The sequence below is a fragment of the Mesorhizobium sp. C268A genome (assembly GCF_040324475.1).
Lineage (GTDB): Bacteria > Pseudomonadota > Alphaproteobacteria > Rhizobiales > Rhizobiaceae > Mesorhizobium.
The window spans coordinates 1,215,071-1,234,702 of sequence record NZ_JAMYVX010000001.1 but is presented as its reverse complement, the minus strand read 5'-3'; the positions used below and the strand labels follow the sequence as shown (position 1 = coordinate 1,234,702).

General features: G+C 63.4%; 19 protein-coding genes. 10 read left to right on the top strand and 9 right to left on the bottom strand.

The annotated features are described in order from the left end of the window. Window positions 1-29: 29 nt before the first annotated feature. The 7 genes from NKL06_RS06320 to NKL06_RS06290 all read left to right on the top strand — a co-directional run bounded on the left by NKL06_RS06320 (window position 30) and on the right by NKL06_RS06290 (window position 6,394). A complete protein-coding gene (locus NKL06_RS06320; protein ID WP_023692777.1) occupies window positions 30-749 on the top strand; it encodes a FadR/GntR family transcriptional regulator in 720 nt (239 codons plus the stop codon). Between the two features lies 1 nt (window position 750). Then, window positions 751-1,941, top strand: coding sequence for a mandelate racemase/muconate lactonizing enzyme family protein (locus NKL06_RS06315; protein ID WP_031208948.1), 1,191 nt, complete (start codon window positions 751-753; stop codon window positions 1,939-1,941). Window positions 1,942-1,976: 35 nt separating this feature from the next. Continuing rightward, a complete protein-coding gene (locus NKL06_RS06310) occupies window positions 1,977-2,954 on the top strand; it encodes a sugar ABC transporter substrate-binding protein (RefSeq protein WP_023692778.1) in 978 nt (325 codons plus the stop codon). Window positions 2,955-3,041: 87 nt separating this feature from the next. Continuing rightward, window positions 3,042-4,019, top strand: coding sequence for an ABC transporter permease (locus tag NKL06_RS06305; protein ID WP_023692779.1), 978 nt, complete (start codon window positions 3,042-3,044; stop codon window positions 4,017-4,019). Between the two features lie 3 nt (window positions 4,020-4,022). Beyond that, window positions 4,023-4,754, top strand: a complete 732-nt coding sequence (locus tag NKL06_RS06300) for an ATP-binding cassette domain-containing protein (RefSeq protein WP_023692780.1) — start codon at window positions 4,023-4,025, stop codon at window positions 4,752-4,754. Between the two features lie 12 nt (window positions 4,755-4,766). Further along, window positions 4,767-5,522 (top strand): SDR family oxidoreductase, encoded by a 756-nt coding sequence (locus tag NKL06_RS06295; RefSeq protein ID WP_023692781.1) that lies wholly within the window; start codon window positions 4,767-4,769, stop codon window positions 5,520-5,522. Between the two features lie 2 nt (window positions 5,523-5,524). Further along, window positions 5,525-6,394 carry an aldose 1-epimerase gene (locus NKL06_RS06290; protein WP_023692782.1) on the top strand — a complete coding sequence of 290 codons (870 nt, stop codon included), beginning with the start codon at window positions 5,525-5,527 and terminating at the stop codon, window positions 6,392-6,394. A 4-nt stretch (window positions 6,395-6,398) separates the two neighbouring features. On the opposite strand, the gene NKL06_RS06285 is transcribed toward NKL06_RS06290, so the two are convergent. From NKL06_RS06285 to NKL06_RS06245, 9 genes are all read right to left on the bottom strand, one after another. Continuing rightward, the gene (locus NKL06_RS06285) at window positions 6,399-6,875 is read right to left on the bottom strand and encodes a DUF4189 domain-containing protein (RefSeq protein WP_023692783.1); all 477 of its coding nucleotides are present in this window, start codon (window positions 6,873-6,875) and stop codon (window positions 6,399-6,401) included. Further along, window positions 6,872-7,567 carry a hypothetical protein gene (locus NKL06_RS06280; RefSeq protein WP_023687220.1) on the bottom strand — a complete coding sequence of 232 codons (696 nt, stop codon included), beginning with the start codon at window positions 7,565-7,567 and terminating at the stop codon, window positions 6,872-6,874. The genes NKL06_RS06285 and NKL06_RS06280 overlap by 4 nt, the downstream gene beginning before the upstream one ends. A 13-nt stretch (window positions 7,568-7,580) precedes the next feature. Beyond that, on the bottom strand, window positions 7,581-8,156 hold the full coding sequence (locus tag NKL06_RS06275) for an invasion associated locus B family protein (protein WP_023670757.1): 576 nt from the start codon (window positions 8,154-8,156) through the stop codon (window positions 7,581-7,583). 9 nt (window positions 8,157-8,165) lie between these two features. Beyond that, window positions 8,166-12,743, bottom strand: a complete 4,578-nt coding sequence (locus NKL06_RS06270) for a YadA-like family protein (protein ID WP_352580050.1) — start codon at window positions 12,741-12,743, stop codon at window positions 8,166-8,168. 1 nt (window position 12,744) lies between these two features. After that, a complete protein-coding gene (locus tag NKL06_RS06265) occupies window positions 12,745-13,164 on the bottom strand; it encodes a hypothetical protein (RefSeq protein WP_023673694.1) in 420 nt (139 codons plus the stop codon). A 233-nt stretch (window positions 13,165-13,397) separates the two neighbouring features. After that, window positions 13,398-14,333, bottom strand: a complete 936-nt coding sequence (locus NKL06_RS06260; RefSeq protein WP_306413643.1) for a helix-turn-helix domain-containing protein — start codon at window positions 14,331-14,333, stop codon at window positions 13,398-13,400. 809 nt (window positions 14,334-15,142) lie between these two features. Then, complete coding sequence (locus NKL06_RS06255) at window positions 15,143-15,343, bottom strand: hypothetical protein (RefSeq protein ID WP_023684556.1); 201 nt, start codon at window positions 15,341-15,343, stop codon at window positions 15,143-15,145. Between the two features lie 289 nt (window positions 15,344-15,632). After that, window positions 15,633-16,442, bottom strand: coding sequence for a L,D-transpeptidase (locus NKL06_RS06250; protein ID WP_023692792.1), 810 nt, complete (start codon window positions 16,440-16,442; stop codon window positions 15,633-15,635). Window positions 16,443-16,617: 175 nt separating this feature from the next. Beyond that, complete coding sequence (locus NKL06_RS06245) at window positions 16,618-17,280, bottom strand: haloacid dehalogenase type II (protein ID WP_023673689.1); 663 nt, start codon at window positions 17,278-17,280, stop codon at window positions 16,618-16,620. A 168-nt stretch (window positions 17,281-17,448) separates the two neighbouring features. Between NKL06_RS06245 and NKL06_RS06240 the strand changes: the two genes are divergently transcribed. The 3 genes from NKL06_RS06240 to NKL06_RS06230 all read left to right on the top strand — a co-directional run bounded on the left by NKL06_RS06240 (window position 17,449) and on the right by NKL06_RS06230 (window position 19,632). Further along, a complete protein-coding gene (locus NKL06_RS06240) occupies window positions 17,449-18,327 on the top strand; it encodes a branched-chain amino acid aminotransferase (protein ID WP_023692793.1) in 879 nt (292 codons plus the stop codon). 105 nt (window positions 18,328-18,432) lie between these two features. Then, window positions 18,433-19,035 carry a superoxide dismutase gene (locus tag NKL06_RS06235; RefSeq protein WP_023692794.1) on the top strand — a complete coding sequence of 201 codons (603 nt, stop codon included), beginning with the start codon at window positions 18,433-18,435 and terminating at the stop codon, window positions 19,033-19,035. Between the two features lie 159 nt (window positions 19,036-19,194). Next, the gene (locus NKL06_RS06230; RefSeq protein WP_023684552.1) at window positions 19,195-19,632 is read left to right on the top strand and encodes a c-type cytochrome; all 438 of its coding nucleotides are present in this window, start codon (window positions 19,195-19,197) and stop codon (window positions 19,630-19,632) included.

Below are 19,632 nucleotides of genomic sequence, written 5' to 3'. Positions count from 1 at the left end.
AACCTGTCATACAGGTTCAAGGGAGAGACATGCAGGATCCGACGGAGACAGCGGCTGAGCCGAATCCCGGCCTTGTGAGCACGGCGATCCAGGCGATCACCCAGCACATCCGCTCGGAGGGCCTTGCGGCCGGCGATCCGCTGCCCAGCGAAGCGGCCATGACGCGCCAGCTCAATGTCTCGCGAACCGTCGTGCGCGAAGCGTTCCGGTCGCTTTCTGCAATGCGCCTGATCGACATGAGCGCCGGGCGCCGCGCCACCGTCGCCAAGCTCGACACCGGCGCCATGTCGATGGTGATCGAGCACGGCATCACCACGCAGCAGATCAGCGTGCATCAGGTCTATGATGTCAGGCGCACGATCGAGATGCGCACCGTGGCGCTGACGGCGCTCCGCCGCACCGAGGCGGAAGCCGCGGCAATCGCGCAATCCGCCAGGCTGATGCGTGAGAATTTCCAGCACCCTGAGATCGTCATGGAGCACGACATCGCCTTTCACGAGGCGATCGCGGCGGCCTCGCACAACCCGGTCTTCTCGCTGATCGTCACCGCCTTCAGCGGGGTCACGCGCCGCACCTGGGTGATCGGCTGGCGGACACGCTCCTCCAGCGAAGACCAGCTCAAGATGATCAAGGGGCACGAGGACATAGCCGAGGCGATCCTCAAGGGCGATCCGCGGCTCGCCGTCGAGCACATGGCGCAACATTTCGACAAGAGCGTCAAGGCGCTCCTCGACGCGGGAATCGCCTGACATGAAGATCACCGCGATCGAGACCATTCGCATCGAGGAGCGGCCCAACCTTCTCTGGGTCGAGGTCCATACCGACGAGGGCATCACCGGGCTCGGCGAGACCTTCTTCCTGTCGCGCACCGTCGAAGCGTATCTGCACGAATATGTCGCGCCACGCGTGATCGGCCGCGATCCGCTCGAGATCGACCTTTTGTCCGCCGACCTTGTCGGCTATCTCGGCTTCCGCTCCAGCGGCGCGGAGGTGCGCGGAAATTCGGCCTTCGACATCGCGCTGTGGGACATTTTCGGCAAGGTCACAGGCCAGCCGATCGCTCAGCTTCTGGGTGGCTTCAGCCGTCGCTCCATCCGCACCTACAACACCTGCGCCGGCACCGAATACATCAAGGACGCCAAGGGCCAGACGACGGCCAATTACGGCATCGGCGCCGGGCGCGACTACGACGATCTCAACGGCTTCCTCAACCGCGCCGGCGAGTTGGCCGAGGAACTGCTCGAGGACGGCATCACTGCCATGAAGATCTGGCCGTTCGATCACGCCGCCGAAAAGACGCGTGGCAATGACATCTCGGCGGCCGACCTGAAATCGGCGCTGCAGCCGTTCGAGAAGATCCGCCGCGCCGTCGGCGACAAGATCGACATCATGGTCGAGTTCCATTCGATGTGGCAGCTTTTGCCGGCCATGAAGATCGCCGACGCGCTGAAACCTTACGCCACCTACTGGCACGAGGACCCGATTCGCATGGACAGCCTCGGTGACTTGAAACGCTACGAGGCGGTCAGCCCGGCGCCGATCTCGGCCTCCGAGACGCTGGGCAGCCGCTGGGCCTTCCGCGACCTGCTCGAAACCGGGGCTGCCGGGATCGTCATGCTCGACATCTCCTGGTGCGGCGGCCTGTCGGAGGCGCGCAAGATCGCTGCGATGGCGGAGGCCTGGCGGCTGCCGGTCGCGCCACATGACTGCACCGGTCCGGTCGTGCTCGCCGCCTCGACGCATCTGTCGCTCAATGCGCCTAATGCGCTGGTGCAGGAGAGCGTGCGCGCCTTCTACCGCACCTGGTACCGGGACCTGGTGACGGCGCTGCCGGAAGTGAAGAACGGCATGATCACCGTGCCGCCTGGACCGGGCCTGGGGCTGGCGCTCAACCCCGACCTGGGCAAGGCCTACACCGTCCAGCGCCGCGTCTCCGACTAGACCGACATCTAGGAAATCCAAAGGGAGGAATTGAAATGAGAAAACTGACTGCAACACTTCTGCTTGGCGTCGCTATCTTCGGCGCCCAGACCGCCGCGCGTGCCAACGGGTTGAACATCGTCTTCACCCACCATTCGTCGGCATCGAACACCTTCTGGCAGGCGGTGAAGAAGGGTTTTGACGACGGCTGCGCCAAGGTCGAGGCCAGCTGCAACATGGTCTTCACCCAGACCGAGGGTTCGATCGAACAGCAGGTCGCCAACATGCGTGCGGCCCTTGCCGCCAAGCCCGACGCGCTGCTGACCTCGATCGTCGACGACCATGCTTTCGATGACGTCATCAAGGAGGCGCGCGATGCCGGCGTGCTCGTGATCGCCGTCAATGTCGACGACACCGAAGGCGCCAAGGGCAATGCGCGCCAGGCCTTCGTCGGGCAGGGCTTCAAGCCGGCGGGCTATTCGCTCGCCAAGGCTATATCCGAAAGCTTCCCGAAGGATGGCCCGATCAAGGTGCTGGTTGGCATCTCGGCGCCCGGCCAGAACTGGTCCGAGAGCCGTGGCGCCGGCGTGATGCAGTTCCTTGAGGAATACAAGGCCGCGCATGCCGACCGCGATGTGTCGTGGGAGCGCATCGACAGCGGCACCGATCTTGCCGTCACCTCCGACCGCGTCGGCGCCTATCTCAACGCCCATGCCGACACCACCGCCTATTTCGACACCGGATTCTGGTGCGCCGGCGTCGCCCGCGTGCTGCAGGACCGTGGCGTAGCGCCGGGCAAGGTCCTGCTCGGCGGTTTCGACCTGGTGCCCGAAGTGCTGCAGCAGATGCAGAAGGGCTACGTGCAGGCGCTGGTCGACCAGCAGCCCTACATGCAGGGCTTCATGCCGGTGATGGAGGCCTATCTCAACAAGAAGATCGGCCTGGCGCCTTCCGACATCGACACCGGCCAGGGCATCGTGCGGCCGAACGAAGCCGATGCGATCATGGCGCTTTCCGCCCAGGGAATGCGCTGACAGCGCAGCGCCGATGAGCGGTTTTGCATCGGCGGCGCCCGCGCGCCGCCGATGCCTCAACAGAAGTCCGAATTCCTGGAGCCTGACGTGAAGCGTCTGTTCAAGACCTATCTCGAAAAGCCGGAGCTGGCCGGTCTGATCCTGCTCTTGCTGCTGATCATCGTGTTCCAGATCCGCTCGCATGGCGTGTTCCTCAACCAGGACAATCTTCGCGGCATTCTCGGCATCCTGCCGGAGGCCGGCCTTGTTGCCATCGGCGTCACCATCCTGATGATCAGTGGCGAGTTCGACCTCTCCGTCGGCTCGGTGTTCGCGCTGATGCCGATGACGATGGCGGTGCTGATGGTGCACGGCGCCCCGTTCCCGCTGGCGCTGCTCGCCGGACTGCTTGTCGCAGCCGCCATCGGCTTCATCAACGGCTACATCACCATCCGCTTCGCCATACCGAGCTTCATCACCACGCTCGGCATGCTGTTCATGGCGCGCTCGCTCACCGTCGTCATTTCGGGCGGCTTCCCGCCGCTGCTGCCTGCCGACCTGCCGAACTGGCTGTTCACATCCTTCGTGGGCCCCGGCAACATGTTCCGCATGTCCTTCCTCTGGTTTGCCGGCATTGCGGTGCTGACCTCGCTGATGCTTTCGCGCACCAATTTCGGCAACTGGATCAAGGCCACCGGCGGCTTCCCGCCGGCCGCCGCCGCGATGGGGATCCCGACCACCAGGGTCAAGATCATCTGTTTCATGCTCTGTTCGATGCTCTCCGGCTTCGCCGGCATGCTGCAAGTGCTGCGGCTGGGCTCGCCCTTGCCTTCGATCGGCGAGGGCATGGAACTGCAGGCGGTGGCGTCCGCCGTCATTGGCGGCGCTTCGCTCGCCGGCGGTATCGGCACCGTGATGGGCGGCATCATCGGCACGACGCTTATCCGCGTCATCGACAACGGCCTCGTGCTCAGCCATGTCGACGCCAATTGGTTCAAGTTTGCCATCGGCTTCCTGACCATATTCGCCGTCGTCGCCAATGCTTGGATGCGCAAGCGCGCCAAGGCCATCAAGATGGAGGATTGAGCGATGGCCGACGCGATCATCTCCGTGCATAACCTTCACAAGTGGTATTCCGGCGTCCATGCGCTGAAAGGGGTGACGCTCGACTTCACCCGGGGCGAGGCGCTTGGCCTGGTCGGCGACAATGGCGCCGGCAAATCGACCCTCATCAACATCCTCTCCGGCGTCCACACGGCGGACCAGGGCGAGATCAAGGTCGAGGGCAGGACTGTCCGCATCGCCAAGCCGCGCGATGCGATGGATCTCGGCATCGAGACGATCTACCAGTACAATTCCATGGTACCGACCATGTCGATCGCCAGGAACCTGTTCATCGGCCGCGAGCCGACCCGGTTTTCGGTCTTCGGCGTCGGCTTGCTCGATCAGAAGAAGATGGCCAGCGAAAGCATCCGCGCGATTGCCAATGTCGATCTGCACCTGCGCTCGCCGGATGCCCTTGTCGGCGAGCTTTCCGGCGGCCAGCGGCAGGGCGTCGCCATCGCCCGGGCCATGCATTTCAAGTCGAAGGTGATGATCCTCGACGAGCCGACCAACCATCTCTCCGTCAAGGAGACGAGGAAGGTGATCGGCTTCGTGCGTGGCCTGAAAGAGCAAGGCATCACCGGCGTCTTCATCAGCCACAACATGCATCATGTCTTCGAATGCTGCGACCGCGTCGTGGCGATGGCGCGCGGCGAAATCGTGCTGGACAAGCGGGTCGCGGAGACCTCGATCGATGAAGTCCACGGCGTTCTGTAAGAGGTGGCGGCAATGAAAGCCCTTGCCGATCGCGTCGTGCTTCTGACCGGCGGCCTTGGCTCGCTCGGCCGTGCCCAGGCGGTGACGCTGGCGCGGGCCGGCGCGCGCGTGCTGGTGCTCGATCGCCCCAATAGCGAAGACGGGCCAGGGATTGCCTCGGAAATGGCCGCGCAGACAGGCGGCAACGTCGCCTTTGTCGGCTGCGACCTCAACCGGCTTGCGGAGGCGGAGGCTACGGTGGCGGCGCTGGCGGCGAGGGAAGGGGGCATCGACGTCTTGATCAACAACGCTGCCCTGATCATCAACCGGCCGTTCGAAGAATTCTCGCTGACCGAGTATGAGGATCAGATCCGTGTCAACTCTTCGGCCGCCTTCGCCTTGGCGCGGGCCTGCGCGCCGGCGATGAAGGCGAAGGCCTATGGCAAGATCGTCAATTTCTGCTCCATCACGCTCAACGGCCGCTGGGACGGCTACGTGCCCTATGTCGCGTCCAAGGGCGCGATGCTGGGTCTGACCAAATCGCTGGCGCGGGAGCTTGGGCCGCACGGCGTCCGGGTCAACGCCGTGTCCCCGGGCGCGGTTGTTTCGGAGGCCGAGGCGCGGGTGTTCGGCGACCGGCTGGCGCAATACAACGAGTGGATCCTGGAGAACCAGGGTCTCAAGATGCGCATCGAGCCGCATCACGTTGCCGATCTCGTACTGTTCCTCGCATCGCCCGCCTCGGACATGATCAGCGGCCAAAATATCGCTATTGACGGCGGTTGGTAGGGATGGCCGGCCTCCTGGAACTGCGCGACGACAGCGCCCGTCTGGTCCTGGCGCCGCAAAAGGGCGCGGCGATCGCCCGCTTCGAAGCACTGGTCTGCGGCGCAACGGTGCCGCTGCTCCGCCCCGACGATGGCACCGGCGCCTCCGGCTGCCAGCTTCTGGTTCCCTGGTCGAACCGCATCTCAGGCGGCGGTTTCGCCTTCGACGGCCGCTTCCATGCGATCGAGCCGAACGTGCCGGGGGAGGCCTTTCCAATCCATGGCGACGGCTTCCAGAGGGAGTGGCGGATTGCCAGCCACAGCGCCACCGAGGCGGAACTGGTCCTCGACGCCGGTGAAATCGGCCCCTACCGATATACGGCGCGGGTCGCCTATGCGCTGCATGACGGGGCCTTGGATGCCACGCTCACGGTGGAGAATCGTACCGGCATTCGCCTGCCTTACGGGCTCGGCTTTCATCCGTGGTTCCCGCGCAGCGCCGGAACGACGCTCGAGGCGAAGGCGGCGCGGGTCTGGCTGGAGGACAAGCATCATCTGCCGGTCGGCGTGGCGCCGGTGGCCGATTACCCCGCGTGGAATTTCTCGAACGCCTCCCTGTTGCCGCGGAGCTGGGTCAACAACGCCTTCGACGGCTGGGACCGCCGCGCCAGGATCACCCGGCCCGAGGACAGGATCGCTATCTCGCTCACCGCCTCGCCATTGCTCGACGTCTTCATCCTCTATTCGCCGTCGCAGGATGCCGATTTCTTCTGCTTCGAGCCGGTGTCGCATACCGTCGATGCGCATCACGGCAAAGGGCTGACCCCGCTTGAGCACGGCGCTACGCTGAGTGCAAACATGCGCCTCGATTGGCGTTCCGCTGCTTCGCTCTGATGCGTCATGTGCACACCCACTCGCGGATCTTGCATTTTTGTCCGTTCCGCTCGCACGCCTGCAGTGTCAGGTCTTCGGCATCCCGGCGTGTTTGCGCCGTCTCGGCGCCCCAACTGGTCAGCCGCCCATCCGGCTTCTCGCCTACGGCGAGGGCGCCGCAATGCTTGTAGGGAAAGCCGGTATTGTCGTCATCGTCCCAATGGCGATGATTGCGGAATACGCTGACCACGGCGCAGCTGCCGCCGCCGGCGTTCTGGCAATGCTTCAGCGCGATGTCCATCGCCTCCTGCCGCTTGTCGGCGCCCCAAAAGAAGCCGTGCTTCTCGTCGGGGCTCGAATAGGCGATCGCCGCCCAGATGCCTCTCTCCTCCTGGGCCGGCGGCTCGGGCACGTCCGCCGCCGGGGCGAGGTCCGCCGCGCCCAGCCGCCCGGCGCAAAGCAACAGCATGCCGATCGCCGCAATGGCGGAATTCACCCTCATTGTACGCCTCCTTGTTTACCTGCTGCCGAGGCCACGGAAATGACGACGCAGCTGTTGCCGGTTGGCAGCAGCATCGCGTTGCCCCCTCCATTGGCGAGTTCATAGACGCTGATTTGTCCAAGATTGTTGGCGAGCTTGCTGTCTTTCGGAAGCAGGGCCGGAACATCGGCGCAATTGGCCGCGAATGGCGCCACCCTGACCATCGTACCTTCACAAACGGATGCGGTGGGTGCTGCGAACACCAAGCCTGCCGCCGGGCCGCTGTAGCCCTGCGTGGCGTAGTTCATGCCGACCAGGGCTTCCACGAGGTGTTTGTCGGGGGCCTCGTTGTTCCAGATCGACTGGACGCTGTACGTCGTGCCGGTTGTCAGCATCTGCCCAAGGGCTGGGAAAATGTTGGAACAAGACTGCAAGCCTGCCTCTTTGGCATGCTGCAGAAACGGCGTTTCGGCCAGAGCCGGATTGGGCTGGTTGGTCTCCGCGACCGCCGGCTGCGGCAATAGATTGTGGAGCAGGTCGTAGCGCATGGCCGCGAAGCCGGCCGTGGCGACGACGGCAATGGCGAGCAACGAGAAGACAGCGGTCTTCGCCCGGTTTCGTTGCGGTCTGCTCCGGTCTTCGATGCCGACCCGGACAGCACCCTTTCCCTGGTTGCGGGACATTATCCGGTCATGGATCGATTGCTGGTTCATCGCGATTGCCTCGTCAATTGATCGCCGCAACGGCCGCGGCCAAGCCCTTGAGGGTTGCGGTTACGTTGATCGTTCTGCCATCCGTGGTCGGAAAGGAGATGACGGATGCCGCGGCCTTCGAAATCTGTTCGCGCATGATCGGACCAACCGGCAGCATGCCGACGCAGACGGCCTGATTGCATCCGTCGAGTTGAATTTTTATCGGCTCCTTGCGCCCCTCGAACGTCAGCGAGACAGGAGCGTCGCTCTTGGCGATCGGCGGGGCGCGCAAGATCATGTAGGGGTTGCCTTCCTTGGTGGCGGCAAGCGACCAGCTGAACGCAACCTGTCCTGCCTGGTCCTCGATGATCTGGGTGACATTGCAGACCTTTTGGCGCGCCTTCAGGTTCTCGTCGCAGATCAGCGTCCAGTTCTCGAACGGACGGGTGGTCCGTTGATATTCGCCAAGCTTCGCATCCGCAGGGATCGCTACGTCGGAAGGTTTTACCCTGTAGCCGGAAGGGATCGCTTCCTGCCCGGCCGCTAACGGGCCGGACAGGAGCATTGACGTCATGGATATCGCGACAGCAAGGACTGCCTGCCTGATCATGGCCGGGCTCTAGTTCAGCGTAAGGCTGACGCCCGCGCCGACACCCCAGTGTCCGCCTGCCGTCGTACCGGACAGGTTCGCTCGAACACGTCCTTCCTCGCTGGTGTAGCCGGCGCCGAAGGCCAGGGCGCCTTCACCGCGCCAATAGCCTCCGCCGGCGGCCACGCTCAGCTTGCCGGGACGATCGTCGTAGCGCAGCGAGCCGGCCGCCAAGCCGATTGCCGCAGCCTGGCGCGCCTCGCCCCTGACCTCTCCCATGTCCATGTTGAGCTGGCTGAGTTTGGAGTCCGCATACGCATTGGCTTGCTGCAGCGTGGTGGCCGCCACCTGGTTGGTGTAGTTCTTCGAATTGTCCAGGTTGAGTGCTAACCCGCTGTTGAACTGCTGAACATTGACCGCATCGGTGTTGGCAACGCCCGGCCCGACATTGTGGATGACCACCGGCGTGTTCGGGTCGCCGCCGGCAAGGGTAATCGAGTTGGACTTGTTGCCGTTCCCGTCCTTGTCGTACTGGACGGCGAACTGGTTGAGGTCGCCGACGCTACCCTGCATGGCTTCGACCGCCTCGTTGGTGGCGAAGAGCTGGCTGCCGTTGATGGCGTCGGTGGAGGTGCCGCTGATCCGGCCCGCCGCGACATTGGTGACGGTGCGCTCGTTGCCGACGGTGCCGACGCTGACCGTGCTCGTCGGAGCTGTTCCGGCGAAGGTATAGGCAACGCCGTTGATCGTGGTGCCGGTGGTGGCGACCGCCGCCGCCGTCGTCGAGCCCGCGCCGAGCGCGACGCTGCCCGGCTCGTTGGCCTTTGCGCCGGCGCCGAGCGCCACCGCCTGCGCTCCGTTGGTGGTCGCGTTGGTGCCGAGGGCGATGCTGTCGGCCTGGTTGACCGTCGAATTCTGGCCGATCGCAATGCCTCCCGGCGCCGTCTGCTGCACGATGGCGCCATTGCCGATGCCGATGCCGTTGTCGCCATTGACGGTGGTGCGCGGACCGACCGCAACTGAATCGACGCCGACCGCAAGCGAATCCGCGGCCGTCGAATTGGCGTGGAAGTACAGGCTCCCCGTCACCGCGAACGAGCTCAGCGCGCCCTTCAACTGGCGAAGCGTGACCGCGTCCTGGTCCTGCGTGCCGTCGGCCACGTTGATGATCTGGCGATATGAGGTGGAGGTGCCGACCGAGACGGCGCCGAGCAGGCTCATGTCCGCGGTGTTGTAGGGAATGAGGCCGGTGCCGGAGAGGATCGATCCCGAGACGGGCGCGACCGCCCGGTCCGAAACCGAGCCGGCGCCGAGCGCCACGCCGCCGATGACGCTGGCCTGGGTGTCGCGGCCGAGCGCCAGCGCATTGTCGGCGCTCGCGGTCGCCTGGTAGCCGAGGGCGGACGAGCCGATCCCTTGCGCGAAGGAGTCGGCGACGGCGAGCGTCCGGTCGTTGGTGCGCACATAGCGTATGCCGTCGCCATTGGCGTCGGTGTAGGCCAGCGAGGTGTCGCCGGTAATGTTGCTGATCGAATTGCCGAGATTGGTTATGTCAGCCGTGTTGGCGGCAATGTCGGTCGTGTTCTGCGTCACCTGCTGGTTGGTCGCAAACAGCTGCGAACCATTGACCGCATCGGTCGAGGAGCCGCTCAACTGCCCGGCCGCGACGTTCTGGATCTGGCGTTCGGCGCCCACCGAGCCGACCGAGAATGCACCCGCGGGCGTTGCGCCGGCGAAGGTGTAGGCAACGCCGCCGATCGTGGTGCCGCCGACAGCCGTCGTCACGGTCGACACCGCATTCGCGCCGATCGCCACGTCGCCGGCATTGTTGGCGACCGCGTTCGGGCCGATGGCAACGGAATCCGTCCCCAGCGCCTGCGAATCCGCCAGCGTCGAATTGGCGTGGAAATACTTGATGCCGCCGCCCGTGCTGATGCTGTTGATCGTGTTGCCGAGATTGGTGATGTCGGCGGTGTTGGCGGCGATGTCGGTCGTATTCTGCGTCACCTGCTGGTTGGTGGCGAAGAGCTGCGAGCCGTTGATCGCGTCGGTCGACGAATTGCTGAGCCGGCCCGCCGCGACATTGGTGATGGTGCGTTCCGCGCCGACCGCGCCGACGCTGACGGTGCTTGCCGGCGTCGTGCCTGCGAAGTTGTAGGCGACGCCGCCGATCGTCGTGCCGGCGGTGCCGACCGCCGCGGCGGTTACCGAGCCCGAGCCGAGCGCCACGTCGCCGGCGTTGCTGGCGTTGGCGAGGGCGCCCAGCGCGATTGCATTCTGGGCGCCGGCATTCGCTCCTACGCCGAGAGCGGTCGCTTGAAAGGCGGTTGCAAACGCGTTCTGGCCGATCGCGGTGCTGGACGTGGCTGTGGCATTGGCGTTGGCGCCGACGGCGGTGCTGTATTGGCCCGAGGCCTTGGAGATGTATCCCATCGCCGTTGCGTCAAGCGCCGATGCGACGGCGCCGCTGCCGAAGGCCGAGGCGTTGGCGTCGGAGGCGCTCGAATTGGTGCCGGCCGCGATGGCGTTTGTCCCCGTCGCGGTCGCGACTGGTCCGATAGCAACGGAGTCCGTGCCCGTTGCGGACGAGTCCGCCGCCGTCGAATTGGCGTGGAAATACTTGATGCCGCCACCGGTGCTGATGCTGTTGATCGTGTTGCCGAGATTGGTGATGTCGGCGGTGTTGGCGGCGATCGCCGTCGTGTTCTGCGTCACCTGCTGGTTGGTCGCAAACAGCTGCGAGCCATTGATGGCGTCGGTCGACGAATTGCTGAGCCGGCCCGCCGCGACATTGGTGATTGTCCGCTCCGCGCCGAGCGCGCCGACGCTGACAGTGCTCGTCGGCGTCGTGCCGGCGAAGCTGTAGGCCGTGCCGCCGATCGTCGCGCCGCTGGTGCCGACCGCCGTCGCGGTCACCGAGCCCGAACCGAGCGCTACGTCGCCGGAGCTTGCCGTCGCCGTCGCGCCGTTGCCCAGCGCGACATTGCCGGCAAGGCCGGCTGCACCCGCCGTCGAGCCATTGCCCAGCGCCACGGAGCCTTGCCCGACGGCCTTGTTGTTGTTGCCGATGGCAACCGCGCCTGCGGCCTGGTTTGCGGCTGTGGCGGTTGCCGTGCCGTCGCTGTTGGCGATGTTGTTGGCGCCGCCGGTGAAGGCGCCGGTGCCGCTGGCATAGCTCGGATCGCCGATGGAGACCGCGCCGTTGCCGTAAGCCGTGTTGCCGGCGCCAATGGCGACAGCCTTGCCGCCCGTGGCCGTCGCGGCCGTGCCGATGGCAACCGCGTCGGCGGAATTGGCGACCGCAGCATTACCGATCGCCACGGCGTTGGTGGCACTGGCCTTGGAGCCGATGCCGAGCGCGGTGCTGGCAATCCCGCTAGCGGCGGCGCTGACACCGGCGGCAAGAGAATTGTCTCCCGTCGCATTCGCGCCGGACCCGAATGAGGAGGCGTTCGCGCCGCTGGCGACAGCCGTGTTGCCGATCGCTGTGCTGGCGGAGCCACTCGCAACCGAGGTAGCACCCATCGCCGTGGCGAAAGCGCCCGAAGAGAGCGAATTGGTACCGATCGCGATGCTGTTGGGCACAGCCGTGTTGGCCTGAACGCCCGCCTGCGCGCCCGTGCCGAATGCGATGGACTGGTTGCCCCATGCACTGGCTCCTCTACCCACCGCTGCGGCGTTCGTTCCCGTTGCTTTGGTCAGGACGCCAATGGCAAGGGCGTTTTGCTGATTTGCTGTGACATCCGTGCCAAGGGCGATGGCGCCTTGGGCCAAGGCCCCTGACCCCGCAACGGTGCGCGCGCCGATATTGATAGAGTTGATATCGGACGCGACCGACTGGAAGCCTATCGCGATGGCGTTTTGACTGCCTGCATTGGCGTTGGTACCTTGGGCAAGGGAATCGATTCCGCTCTGGGTTGCTTGATATCCAAGCGCCATACCGCGCAGGCCACTAGCACTGGACTGATAGCCCATGGCGTATGCGTATTGGGCGCTGGCTACCGACCCGTAGCCAGTGGCGAACGCATAATTGTTGCTGGCCGTGGCGCCGACACCGACCGCGGTGGAGTTCGATCCCGAAGCGTGGGAGTTTGTGCCCAGTGCGCTGGCCCCGGCCGCAGTGGCGTCGGACTGAACGCCAATGGCTACCGTATTGATGTTGTTTGAAATCGCGCCGCCGCCGATCGCCACCGCGCCGCCGGTGCCTGTGGCCTGCGCATCCTGGCCGATTGCCACTGCGTATTGCGTTGACCCGACAGACCGGGTCCCGATCGCAACAGCATTGAGCTGAGAGGCCGTCGCGGCCGGGCCGATAGCGACTGAGCCACTGGCGGTCGCGGTGCCGCCGCCGGCGGCATACTGCGCGGACGCCGGGGTGGCGATGCTCCCGAATGCGATTGCACCCAGCGCCGCTGCCGCAATTCTGCCGCTGCCCAGCGTGCCAAGCCCCAGACATTTGCGTCGCATGCCGAGCACGCGGCACGCGTTGCGCAGCACCGCCATCAGGCGGCGCCGCACCGAGCGGCTGTCGGCCGCGCCCGCGATCCAGTTTCCGACAAAGCTTGAAGAAAGTTCGATCCTTCTCCGCCCCTCGACGCGTTTGGTCATGCTAGTTTTTCCTCGCAATTGCCGAGGCGCTCTGATGTGCCGCACCATTCGCCTCGGTGGCCAAAAAATCTTCGAAATTGCGCGTCTTCTCCCGCAACGAGAGACCGACCTTCGCGCCTTGTTTTTCAATCAGCTGATAGGCGCTCGCGACCCATGGCTGCGTCGGTTCTGGAACCGCATGCAGTGCAGCCTCCGTCCGTTCCGGCGGCAGGTTTACCGCCACCAGCGCGCGGCAGAGATCGAAATGAAATCCCGGATCGCCTTCACCACAAGCCGGAGAGGTCAGTCCAAGCACGAAACAGGCCAGGAGATGGTCGAGTTCCGCAGCGCTGATCCGGCTGGCGTATTGGCGTTGCAGTGCAGCCCAGGCCGCTTCGGCCTTAGGCGCGAAGACCTCGATTTCCGCGAATTGAATGTCCATGGGACAATCCGACATGCTGTATCATCTGGTTGCTCCCCCGCCCCAAATGACTTCAATCGCGACCATGAGCACATTCGCGGTGCAGGTATTTTGGAATAATCCGGAATCTTTGTAGGAAAATCCGGTATTTGGTCCCTGCGCGACAACTGTGACTGCTCTGCCACACAACCTTCGACTATACTGAAGATCAATCGAGGTATCGCCGCGGACAATCATGCGCGCCGCAACAGTCGTTAACGTTGCAGCTTCACCTGCCTGGGGGTTCTGTTCCGGTATCTGGACATGGTGACCGTCAGGTGGCTCTGGTCCGAGAATCCACTGAGGTGAGCGACTTCCGCAATCGACAGGTCGCTCTCGATGAGAAGTTTTTCGGCGAAATCGAGACGCAGCCGCAGTAGGTATTTGTGCGGCGGCTCGCCAAAGGTCTTGGTGAATGCCAGGATGAAATGGCTCGGCGAAAGGCCACAGAGTGCGGCCAACTCGGCCACCGCGATTTTGCTGGAAAAATTTACCTCCAGGAATTCGCGCACCCGCCGGGCGCTGCGGTTCGACAGACCGCCCTTTGGGGCTTGTGGCAACTTTCGCGCTCCTGCGTAGTTCCGAAGCAAATGGACGCCGAACATGGTGACCAACGAATCGATATAGAACTCGTTTGGAGTTTCCCGATCCGTCAGTTCCGCCTTCAGCAACTGCGCGAGTTGCAGCGCTTGGAAGTCGACGGTCCCGTACGGCGGCGGCTGAAGCTCGGCATGGCCGGTGTCGAATTCACGCGTTGCCAGCTCGAAGAGACTCTCGGGGGTGAGCGCCACGATTACGCTTTCCGTGGTGGATGACCGGGTCACCTTGCCGCCGAGGTCGGCTGGGACGATCATGATCATGCCGACGTCGCCGTCGTATTCGTGGACTTTGTCGCTGCCCAGCGATGCCGCAATCCCTGGTGAGGGTGTAAGCAGAACCGAAGCGAAATGTTCCGCCGCTTTGAATGTGTGTGATCCCGGCCCATGAACGACATGAGCCGCGCCGCCTCGAAACGTGACCAGGTAGCGCCCCGCGCTTTCCGGAATTCCGTCGAAGATGCGACGATCCGCGCGCCGCCGCTCTGTCCCGGCGCTTTCCTGGACGTTGCCTCTATGTTGCATCTTCGTCTCTGCCACTGCTGCGCCGATCAATCCAATCCTGTGCTGTATCGAGGCGCCCAGAATTCACGTTTGCTCCTGGGCGTTCCTTCGAATCCTACAGATGCTGCTTTATATTGCAAAGAAGAATTTGAGCTCAAATGAAAATTTTACCAGGATTTTGACTATAAATTTACAGGTTTGAATTTTTAGCCAAGGCTACCTGACTATTTTCCGATCTTATCTTACCATTTTGCCTAGTTATTGTACATAGTGTGCCGTCGCAATCCAGCGTTGTATTCCGAATATAGATCGCGCGGCCATTGACAGAGCTGGTCGACTATCTGTCATTGCCACGGACGATCCGGCAGCAGTTATCGCCCGAATCATGGCTTCTTTCCCTTGTGCTTCTTCATGGCGGTGGCCAAATGGCCTTGATCCGAAAATCCCGCGAGGTAGGCGACTTCGGCGATGGCGACCCTCCGGGAGCGATCCAGGGCTGCGGACAGAGCATATCCCGCTCCCCCGCATGGTTGCTCTTCTGGGATTGGCATTTTCGGGGATTATGTCCGAGGGCGTGCCGATCGACCCGATCGGCGCCTGCGCTGCGTTCCTGAACCTCGCCCGCATTTTTCATTCAGCCTTGCCTCAGCCGCTTTGCCAGCCCATCGAAATTCCGTGCCGTGCAAACAGCCAACCCGGAAATCCGGACGGTAATTTGTATCCCCCATAGTCCTGCCCAAAGGCAGCGTAGCGCATCCCGTGGATAGAAAAAACATTGTAAGTGAAGAAAAAAGTTCGCGCGAGAAAAACATGGCCTGGCTTGGCCGGCGCTACGGAATTATCCGGCTCACGCAGGCCTGCTAAAGATCGCCTCGGCGTTTCTCGTACAGATCCCAGGACAGCTCGACCATGGCCAGAAGAACGTCTTCCTGGCTCCACCCGGCGGCAACCGCCGCCTCGACAATTCCGCGGACGAGCGGCAGCAATTGGCGCTCGCATTCGGCCGACAGGTTGGCCTCGGCGCCGTCGGCAGGCGGACTATCGAAATCAAATCCCACCATCGGCGTTCCCCCGCCATCAATGATCTAATGAAATGTATGTCTCTGCAATCATCCTCCCGTCTAATATACATCAATCGGTAACGAAACACAGCAGCGTCGAGATTGACAGGGCATGGCCGCCCCGATTGCAGCGGCTCCATGGTTCGTCTGGACGTCTTTTTTGGCCTCCTGTTGCCGGCATTGCACATCTTGGATGCGAACCCCAGGCATTCGCGTAAAGCTATCGGGATCCTGGCGAGCTTTGCCGCATGGAGCGGAACCTGCCGCTTCATGGCATCGATGAAGTCGATCAGGTCACCGGGCCGAGCAGGACCGAGCCATCCGGCACCCCGCCATCGATCGGGATGGCTCTGCGGTTTGCGCTCGCCGCCATCGGCTGGCCGATGTCGGACGTCACGATGACCGGGCTCTTCGACGGCACGCGGTCGTAGAGGTCGATGATGTCCTGATTTATCAGGCGCACGCAGCCTGACGAGACGGATTTGCCGATCGAGTTCCATTCCGGCGAGCCATGCAGGCGGTAGAGCGTGTCGACGTTGTCGTGGAACAGGTAGAGCGCGCGGGCGCCGAGCGGGTTCTTGAGGCCGCCGGGCATGCCGCCGTTCTTGGCGCTGTATTCTTCCAGTTCAGGCTGGCGGGCAACCATCTCATCGGGCGGCGTCCATTTCGGCCATTTCTGCTTCCACTGGACGACGGCGTCTCCCGACCATTCGAAGCCGGCGCGGCCGAGGCCGACGCCGTAACGGATCGCCTGGCCGCCTTCGCGCACCAGATAGAGGAAATGGTTGGTCGTATCGACGATGATGGTGCCTGGCCGCTGGCCGGTCGGATCGGGAACGATCTGGCGCAGGAACTGCGGGTCCATCTTCTTGATCGGGATGGCCGGGAGCTCGAACCCGCTGTCGGAAATCGGGCCGTACATCGTCGCATAGTCGCCGAGCGGCGGCTCGTCATAGGTCGGCGGTGGCGGTTCGACCGGCGCCGGCGCCGGTCCGGTGGTGGTGCAGGCGGAGACCGCAATCGAAGCGGCGCCAAGGGCTGCAGCATTCAGAAAGCCGCGACGGCTCAGGCGATAGGGGTCGATTTCGGTCTTCAACATGGTTGCCTTTTTTAAGTCTCGAATCGCAAGAAAGCGTGAATGCCTTCAAGCGGCGCAGTGGTCGGCCTCCCCCAATGCCTGACGCGATAGGCGGTTCCGATTCTGGCCTGAGGGTGGACAAACAAAGGCGAAGCTGTGACCGCCCTGCCACTGTTGCTCGAAGGCAACAGAGTGATCAGCCGCCGGTCAGCAGGCCTTCAAGCGACGGCAGGATCAGCGCCGGCGGAAAATCCCGGTATTCCTCGGGCTGGTTGGCGCGGTTGATCCATACGGTGCGAAAGCCGAATTTGGTGGCGCCGGCGACGTCCCAGCGGTTGGACGACTGGAACGAGACGGCGCCCGGATAGAGTCGCCAGCCCGTCGCCACCATGTCGTAGGTCGACGGGTCGGTCTTGAAGCGCCTGACGGCGTCGACCGAAAAGATATCGTCCAGCACCTGGTCGAGGGCGGCCGACTTGACCGCCGCTTCCAGCATCTCGGGCGAGCCGTTGGACAGGATTGCGAGCTTGGCGCCGGATGCTTTCAGCGCCTTGAGCACGGCCGGCACTTCCGGATAGCAGTCGAGCCGCCAATAGGCTTCGAGCAGCTTGGCCTTCAGTCCCTTGTCGGCGGAGGGAACCTTGAGCAGGGCGAAATCGAGCGCCTGTTCGGTGAGCTGCCAGAAATCGGCATAGCCGCCCATCAGCGTGCGCACCCAGGAATATTCCAGCTGCTTGGCGCGCCAGATTTCCGAAAGCAGCGGGCCGTCGGGGCCGATCTCGCCGTCATGACGGCGCACGGCTGCGTGCACGTCGAACAACGTGCCATAGGCGTCGAAAACGTAAGCCGCGTAATGCATGGCGACAGTTTTGAGGGCAGGCGGCGCAAGGTGCAAGCATCGATTGTGGTCTTGATCGCTTTCTTGGGGCGCTCTGGCCTCAACAAAAACCGCTCCATGCCGGTTGACGGCGCCGGTCAAAGCATCTTCCAATGCTTGGCACAGGCAGCTTTGAAGCGGAACCGAACAATGACACTGGTGACTGCGGCGCTATCGGCGACATGGACCTTCGTCGACGGCGACTGGTACGAAGGCAACGTCGCCATTCTGGGTCCGCGCAGCCACGCCATGTGGCTCGGCACCAGCGTCTTCGACGGCGCCCGCTGGTTCGAAGGCGTCGCCCCCGATCTCGAGCTGCATGCCGCCAGGGTGAACGCATCGGCGACCGCGCTCGGCCTCGCGCCGTCGATGAGCGCCGATGAGATTGTTGGACTGACCTGGGACGGGCTGAAGAAGTTCGACGGCAAGACAGCGGTCTACATCAGGCCGATGTACTGGGCCGAGCATGGCGGCTATATGGGCGTGCCGGCCGATCCGGCCTCGACCCGTTTCTGCCTCTGCCTCTACGAATCGCCGATGATCTCGCCGACCGGCTTTTCGATCACCGTGTCGCCGTTCCGGCGGCCGACCATCGAGACCATGCCGACCAATGCCAAGGCCGGCTGCCTCTATCCCAACAATGGCCGCGCCATCCTCGAAGCGAAGGGACGCGGCTTCGACAATGCGCTGGTGCTGGACATGCTGGGCAATGTCGCCGAGACCGGAACCTCGAACATCTTCCTGGTCAAGGACAGCCACGTGTTGACGCCGGCGCCCAACGGCACCTTCCTGTCCGGCATCACCCGCTCGCGCACCATGACGCTGCTTGGCGATTACGGCTTCAAGACCACGGAGAAGATGCTGTCGGTGCGCGACTTTCTCGAAGCCGACGAGATCTTTTCGACCGGAAATCATTCCAAGGTCGTGCCGATCACCCGCATCGAGGACCGCGATCTGCAGCCCGGGCCGGTGGCCAAGAAAGCGCGCGACCTTTATTGGGAATGGGCGCATTCGACTTCCGCCGGTTGAGCCGCTAAAAGGCAATTGGCGCTTCATTCCGGAGTTGTTCCAGATCAATGCAGCCCTATCTTAATCCGGTATCCGCACCGGATTTTTCCATGAGGAGTATGACCGATGGCTTTTGAATTGCCCGCCTTGCCCTACGACTACGAGGCCTTGCAGCCTTACATGTCGAAGGAGACGCTGGAGTATCACCACGACAAGCACCACAAGGCCTATGTCGACAACGGCAACAAGCTGGCCGCCGAAGCGGGCCTCGGCGATCTGTCGGTCGAAGAGGTGGTCAAACAGTCGTTCGGCAAGAATGCCGGCCTCTTCAACAACGCAGCCCAGCACTACAACCACATCCATTTCTGGAAGTGGATGAAGAAGGGCGGCGGCGGCAACAAGCTTCCGGGCGCCCTGCAGAAGGCTTTCGACGCCGACCTCGGCGGCTACGACAAGTTCAAGGCCGACTTCATCGCCGCCGGCATCACGCAGTTCGGCTCGGGCTGGGCCTGGGTCTCGGTCAACGACGGCAAGCTGGCGATCTCCAAGACACCGAATGGCGAGAACCCGCTCGTCCATGGCGCATCGCCGATCCTCGGCGTCGATGTCTGGGAACATTCCTATTACATCGACTACCGCAACGCGCGGCCGAAATATCTCGAGGCCTTCGTCGACAGCCTCATCGACTGGGACCATGTCCTTGAAATGTACGAAGAGGCGAAAGCCTGATCGACCCAGAGAAGCCCCGGTACTCCGGGGCTTTTCTTTCTCAGCTGAAGCAGCAGGCACACAAAATTCGGCAGAATCCGGCCGGCGGACAGGGAATAATCCCGGCCCGCCCTCCGTTAACGTTAGGTCGCGACCCCTCATCATCCTGGAGCCAATTGAATGAGAAAGCTTGTTATCGCTATCTCTATGCTCAGCCTCGCCGCCTCGGCGGCTTTTGCCGACCCGATCCTCGACCGACAGGGACTGATGAAGGAACGAGGCAAGATCGTCGGCGGCCTGTCGAAGATCGCCAAGGGCGAAGCGGACTTCGATGCCGCCGCCGTGCTGACGGCGCTGCAGGCGCTGCAGGTCAACGCGGAAAAGTTCGATGTCGACACGCTGTTCCCGGCCGGCAGCGACAGCGGTGATACCACCGCCTCGCCCAAAATCTGGAAAGACATGGCGGGCTTCAAATCGACCGAAGACAAGTACCTCGCCGACGTCAAGGCCGCAGTCGCCGCCGCACCCGCCGATGTCGATGCGCTGAAGGCGCAGATCGATACGCTCGGCAGTGATTGCGGCACCTGCCACAAGACCTATCGGGTGAAGAAGAGCTGA

Bases quoted from the DNA above. Each gene is read 5' to 3' on its own strand.
- NKL06_RS06290 (WP_023692782.1), top strand. From the start codon at position 5,525: ATGGCCGGCCTCCTGGAACTGCGCGACGACAGCGCCCGTCTGGTCCTG.
- NKL06_RS06310 (WP_023692778.1), top strand. From the start codon at position 1,977: ATGAGAAAACTGACTGCAACACTTCTGCTTGGCGTCGCTATCTTCGGC.
- NKL06_RS06280 (WP_023687220.1), bottom strand. From the start codon at position 7,567: ATGAACCAGCAATCGATCCATGACCGGATAATGTCCCGCAACCAGGGA.
- NKL06_RS06315 (WP_031208948.1), top strand. From the start codon at position 751: ATGAAGATCACCGCGATCGAGACCATTCGCATCGAGGAGCGGCCCAAC.
- NKL06_RS06265 (WP_023673694.1), bottom strand. From the start codon at position 13,164: ATGGACATTCAATTCGCGGAAATCGAGGTCTTCGCGCCTAAGGCCGAA.
- NKL06_RS06270 (WP_352580050.1), bottom strand. From the start codon at position 12,743: ATGACCAAACGCGTCGAGGGGCGGAGAAGGATCGAACTTTCTTCAAGC.
- NKL06_RS06235 (WP_023692794.1), top strand. From the start codon at position 18,433: ATGGCTTTTGAATTGCCCGCCTTGCCCTACGACTACGAGGCCTTGCAG.
- NKL06_RS06285 (WP_023692783.1), bottom strand. From the start codon at position 6,875: ATGAGGGTGAATTCCGCCATTGCGGCGATCGGCATGCTGTTGCTTTGC.
- NKL06_RS06230 (WP_023684552.1), top strand. From the start codon at position 19,195: ATGAGAAAGCTTGTTATCGCTATCTCTATGCTCAGCCTCGCCGCCTCG.
- NKL06_RS06255 (WP_023684556.1), bottom strand. From the start codon at position 15,343: ATGGTGGGATTTGATTTCGATAGTCCGCCTGCCGACGGCGCCGAGGCC.
- NKL06_RS06240 (WP_023692793.1), top strand. From the start codon at position 17,449: ATGACACTGGTGACTGCGGCGCTATCGGCGACATGGACCTTCGTCGAC.
- NKL06_RS06295 (WP_023692781.1), top strand. From the start codon at position 4,767: ATGAAAGCCCTTGCCGATCGCGTCGTGCTTCTGACCGGCGGCCTTGGC.
- NKL06_RS06320 (WP_023692777.1), top strand. From the start codon at position 30: ATGCAGGATCCGACGGAGACAGCGGCTGAGCCGAATCCCGGCCTTGTG.
- NKL06_RS06275 (WP_023670757.1), bottom strand. From the start codon at position 8,156: ATGATCAGGCAGGCAGTCCTTGCTGTCGCGATATCCATGACGTCAATG.
- NKL06_RS06300 (WP_023692780.1), top strand. From the start codon at position 4,023: ATGGCCGACGCGATCATCTCCGTGCATAACCTTCACAAGTGGTATTCC.
- NKL06_RS06245 (WP_023673689.1), bottom strand. From the start codon at position 17,280: ATGCATTACGCGGCTTACGTTTTCGACGCCTATGGCACGTTGTTCGAC.
- NKL06_RS06250 (WP_023692792.1), bottom strand. From the start codon at position 16,442: ATGTTGAAGACCGAAATCGACCCCTATCGCCTGAGCCGTCGCGGCTTT.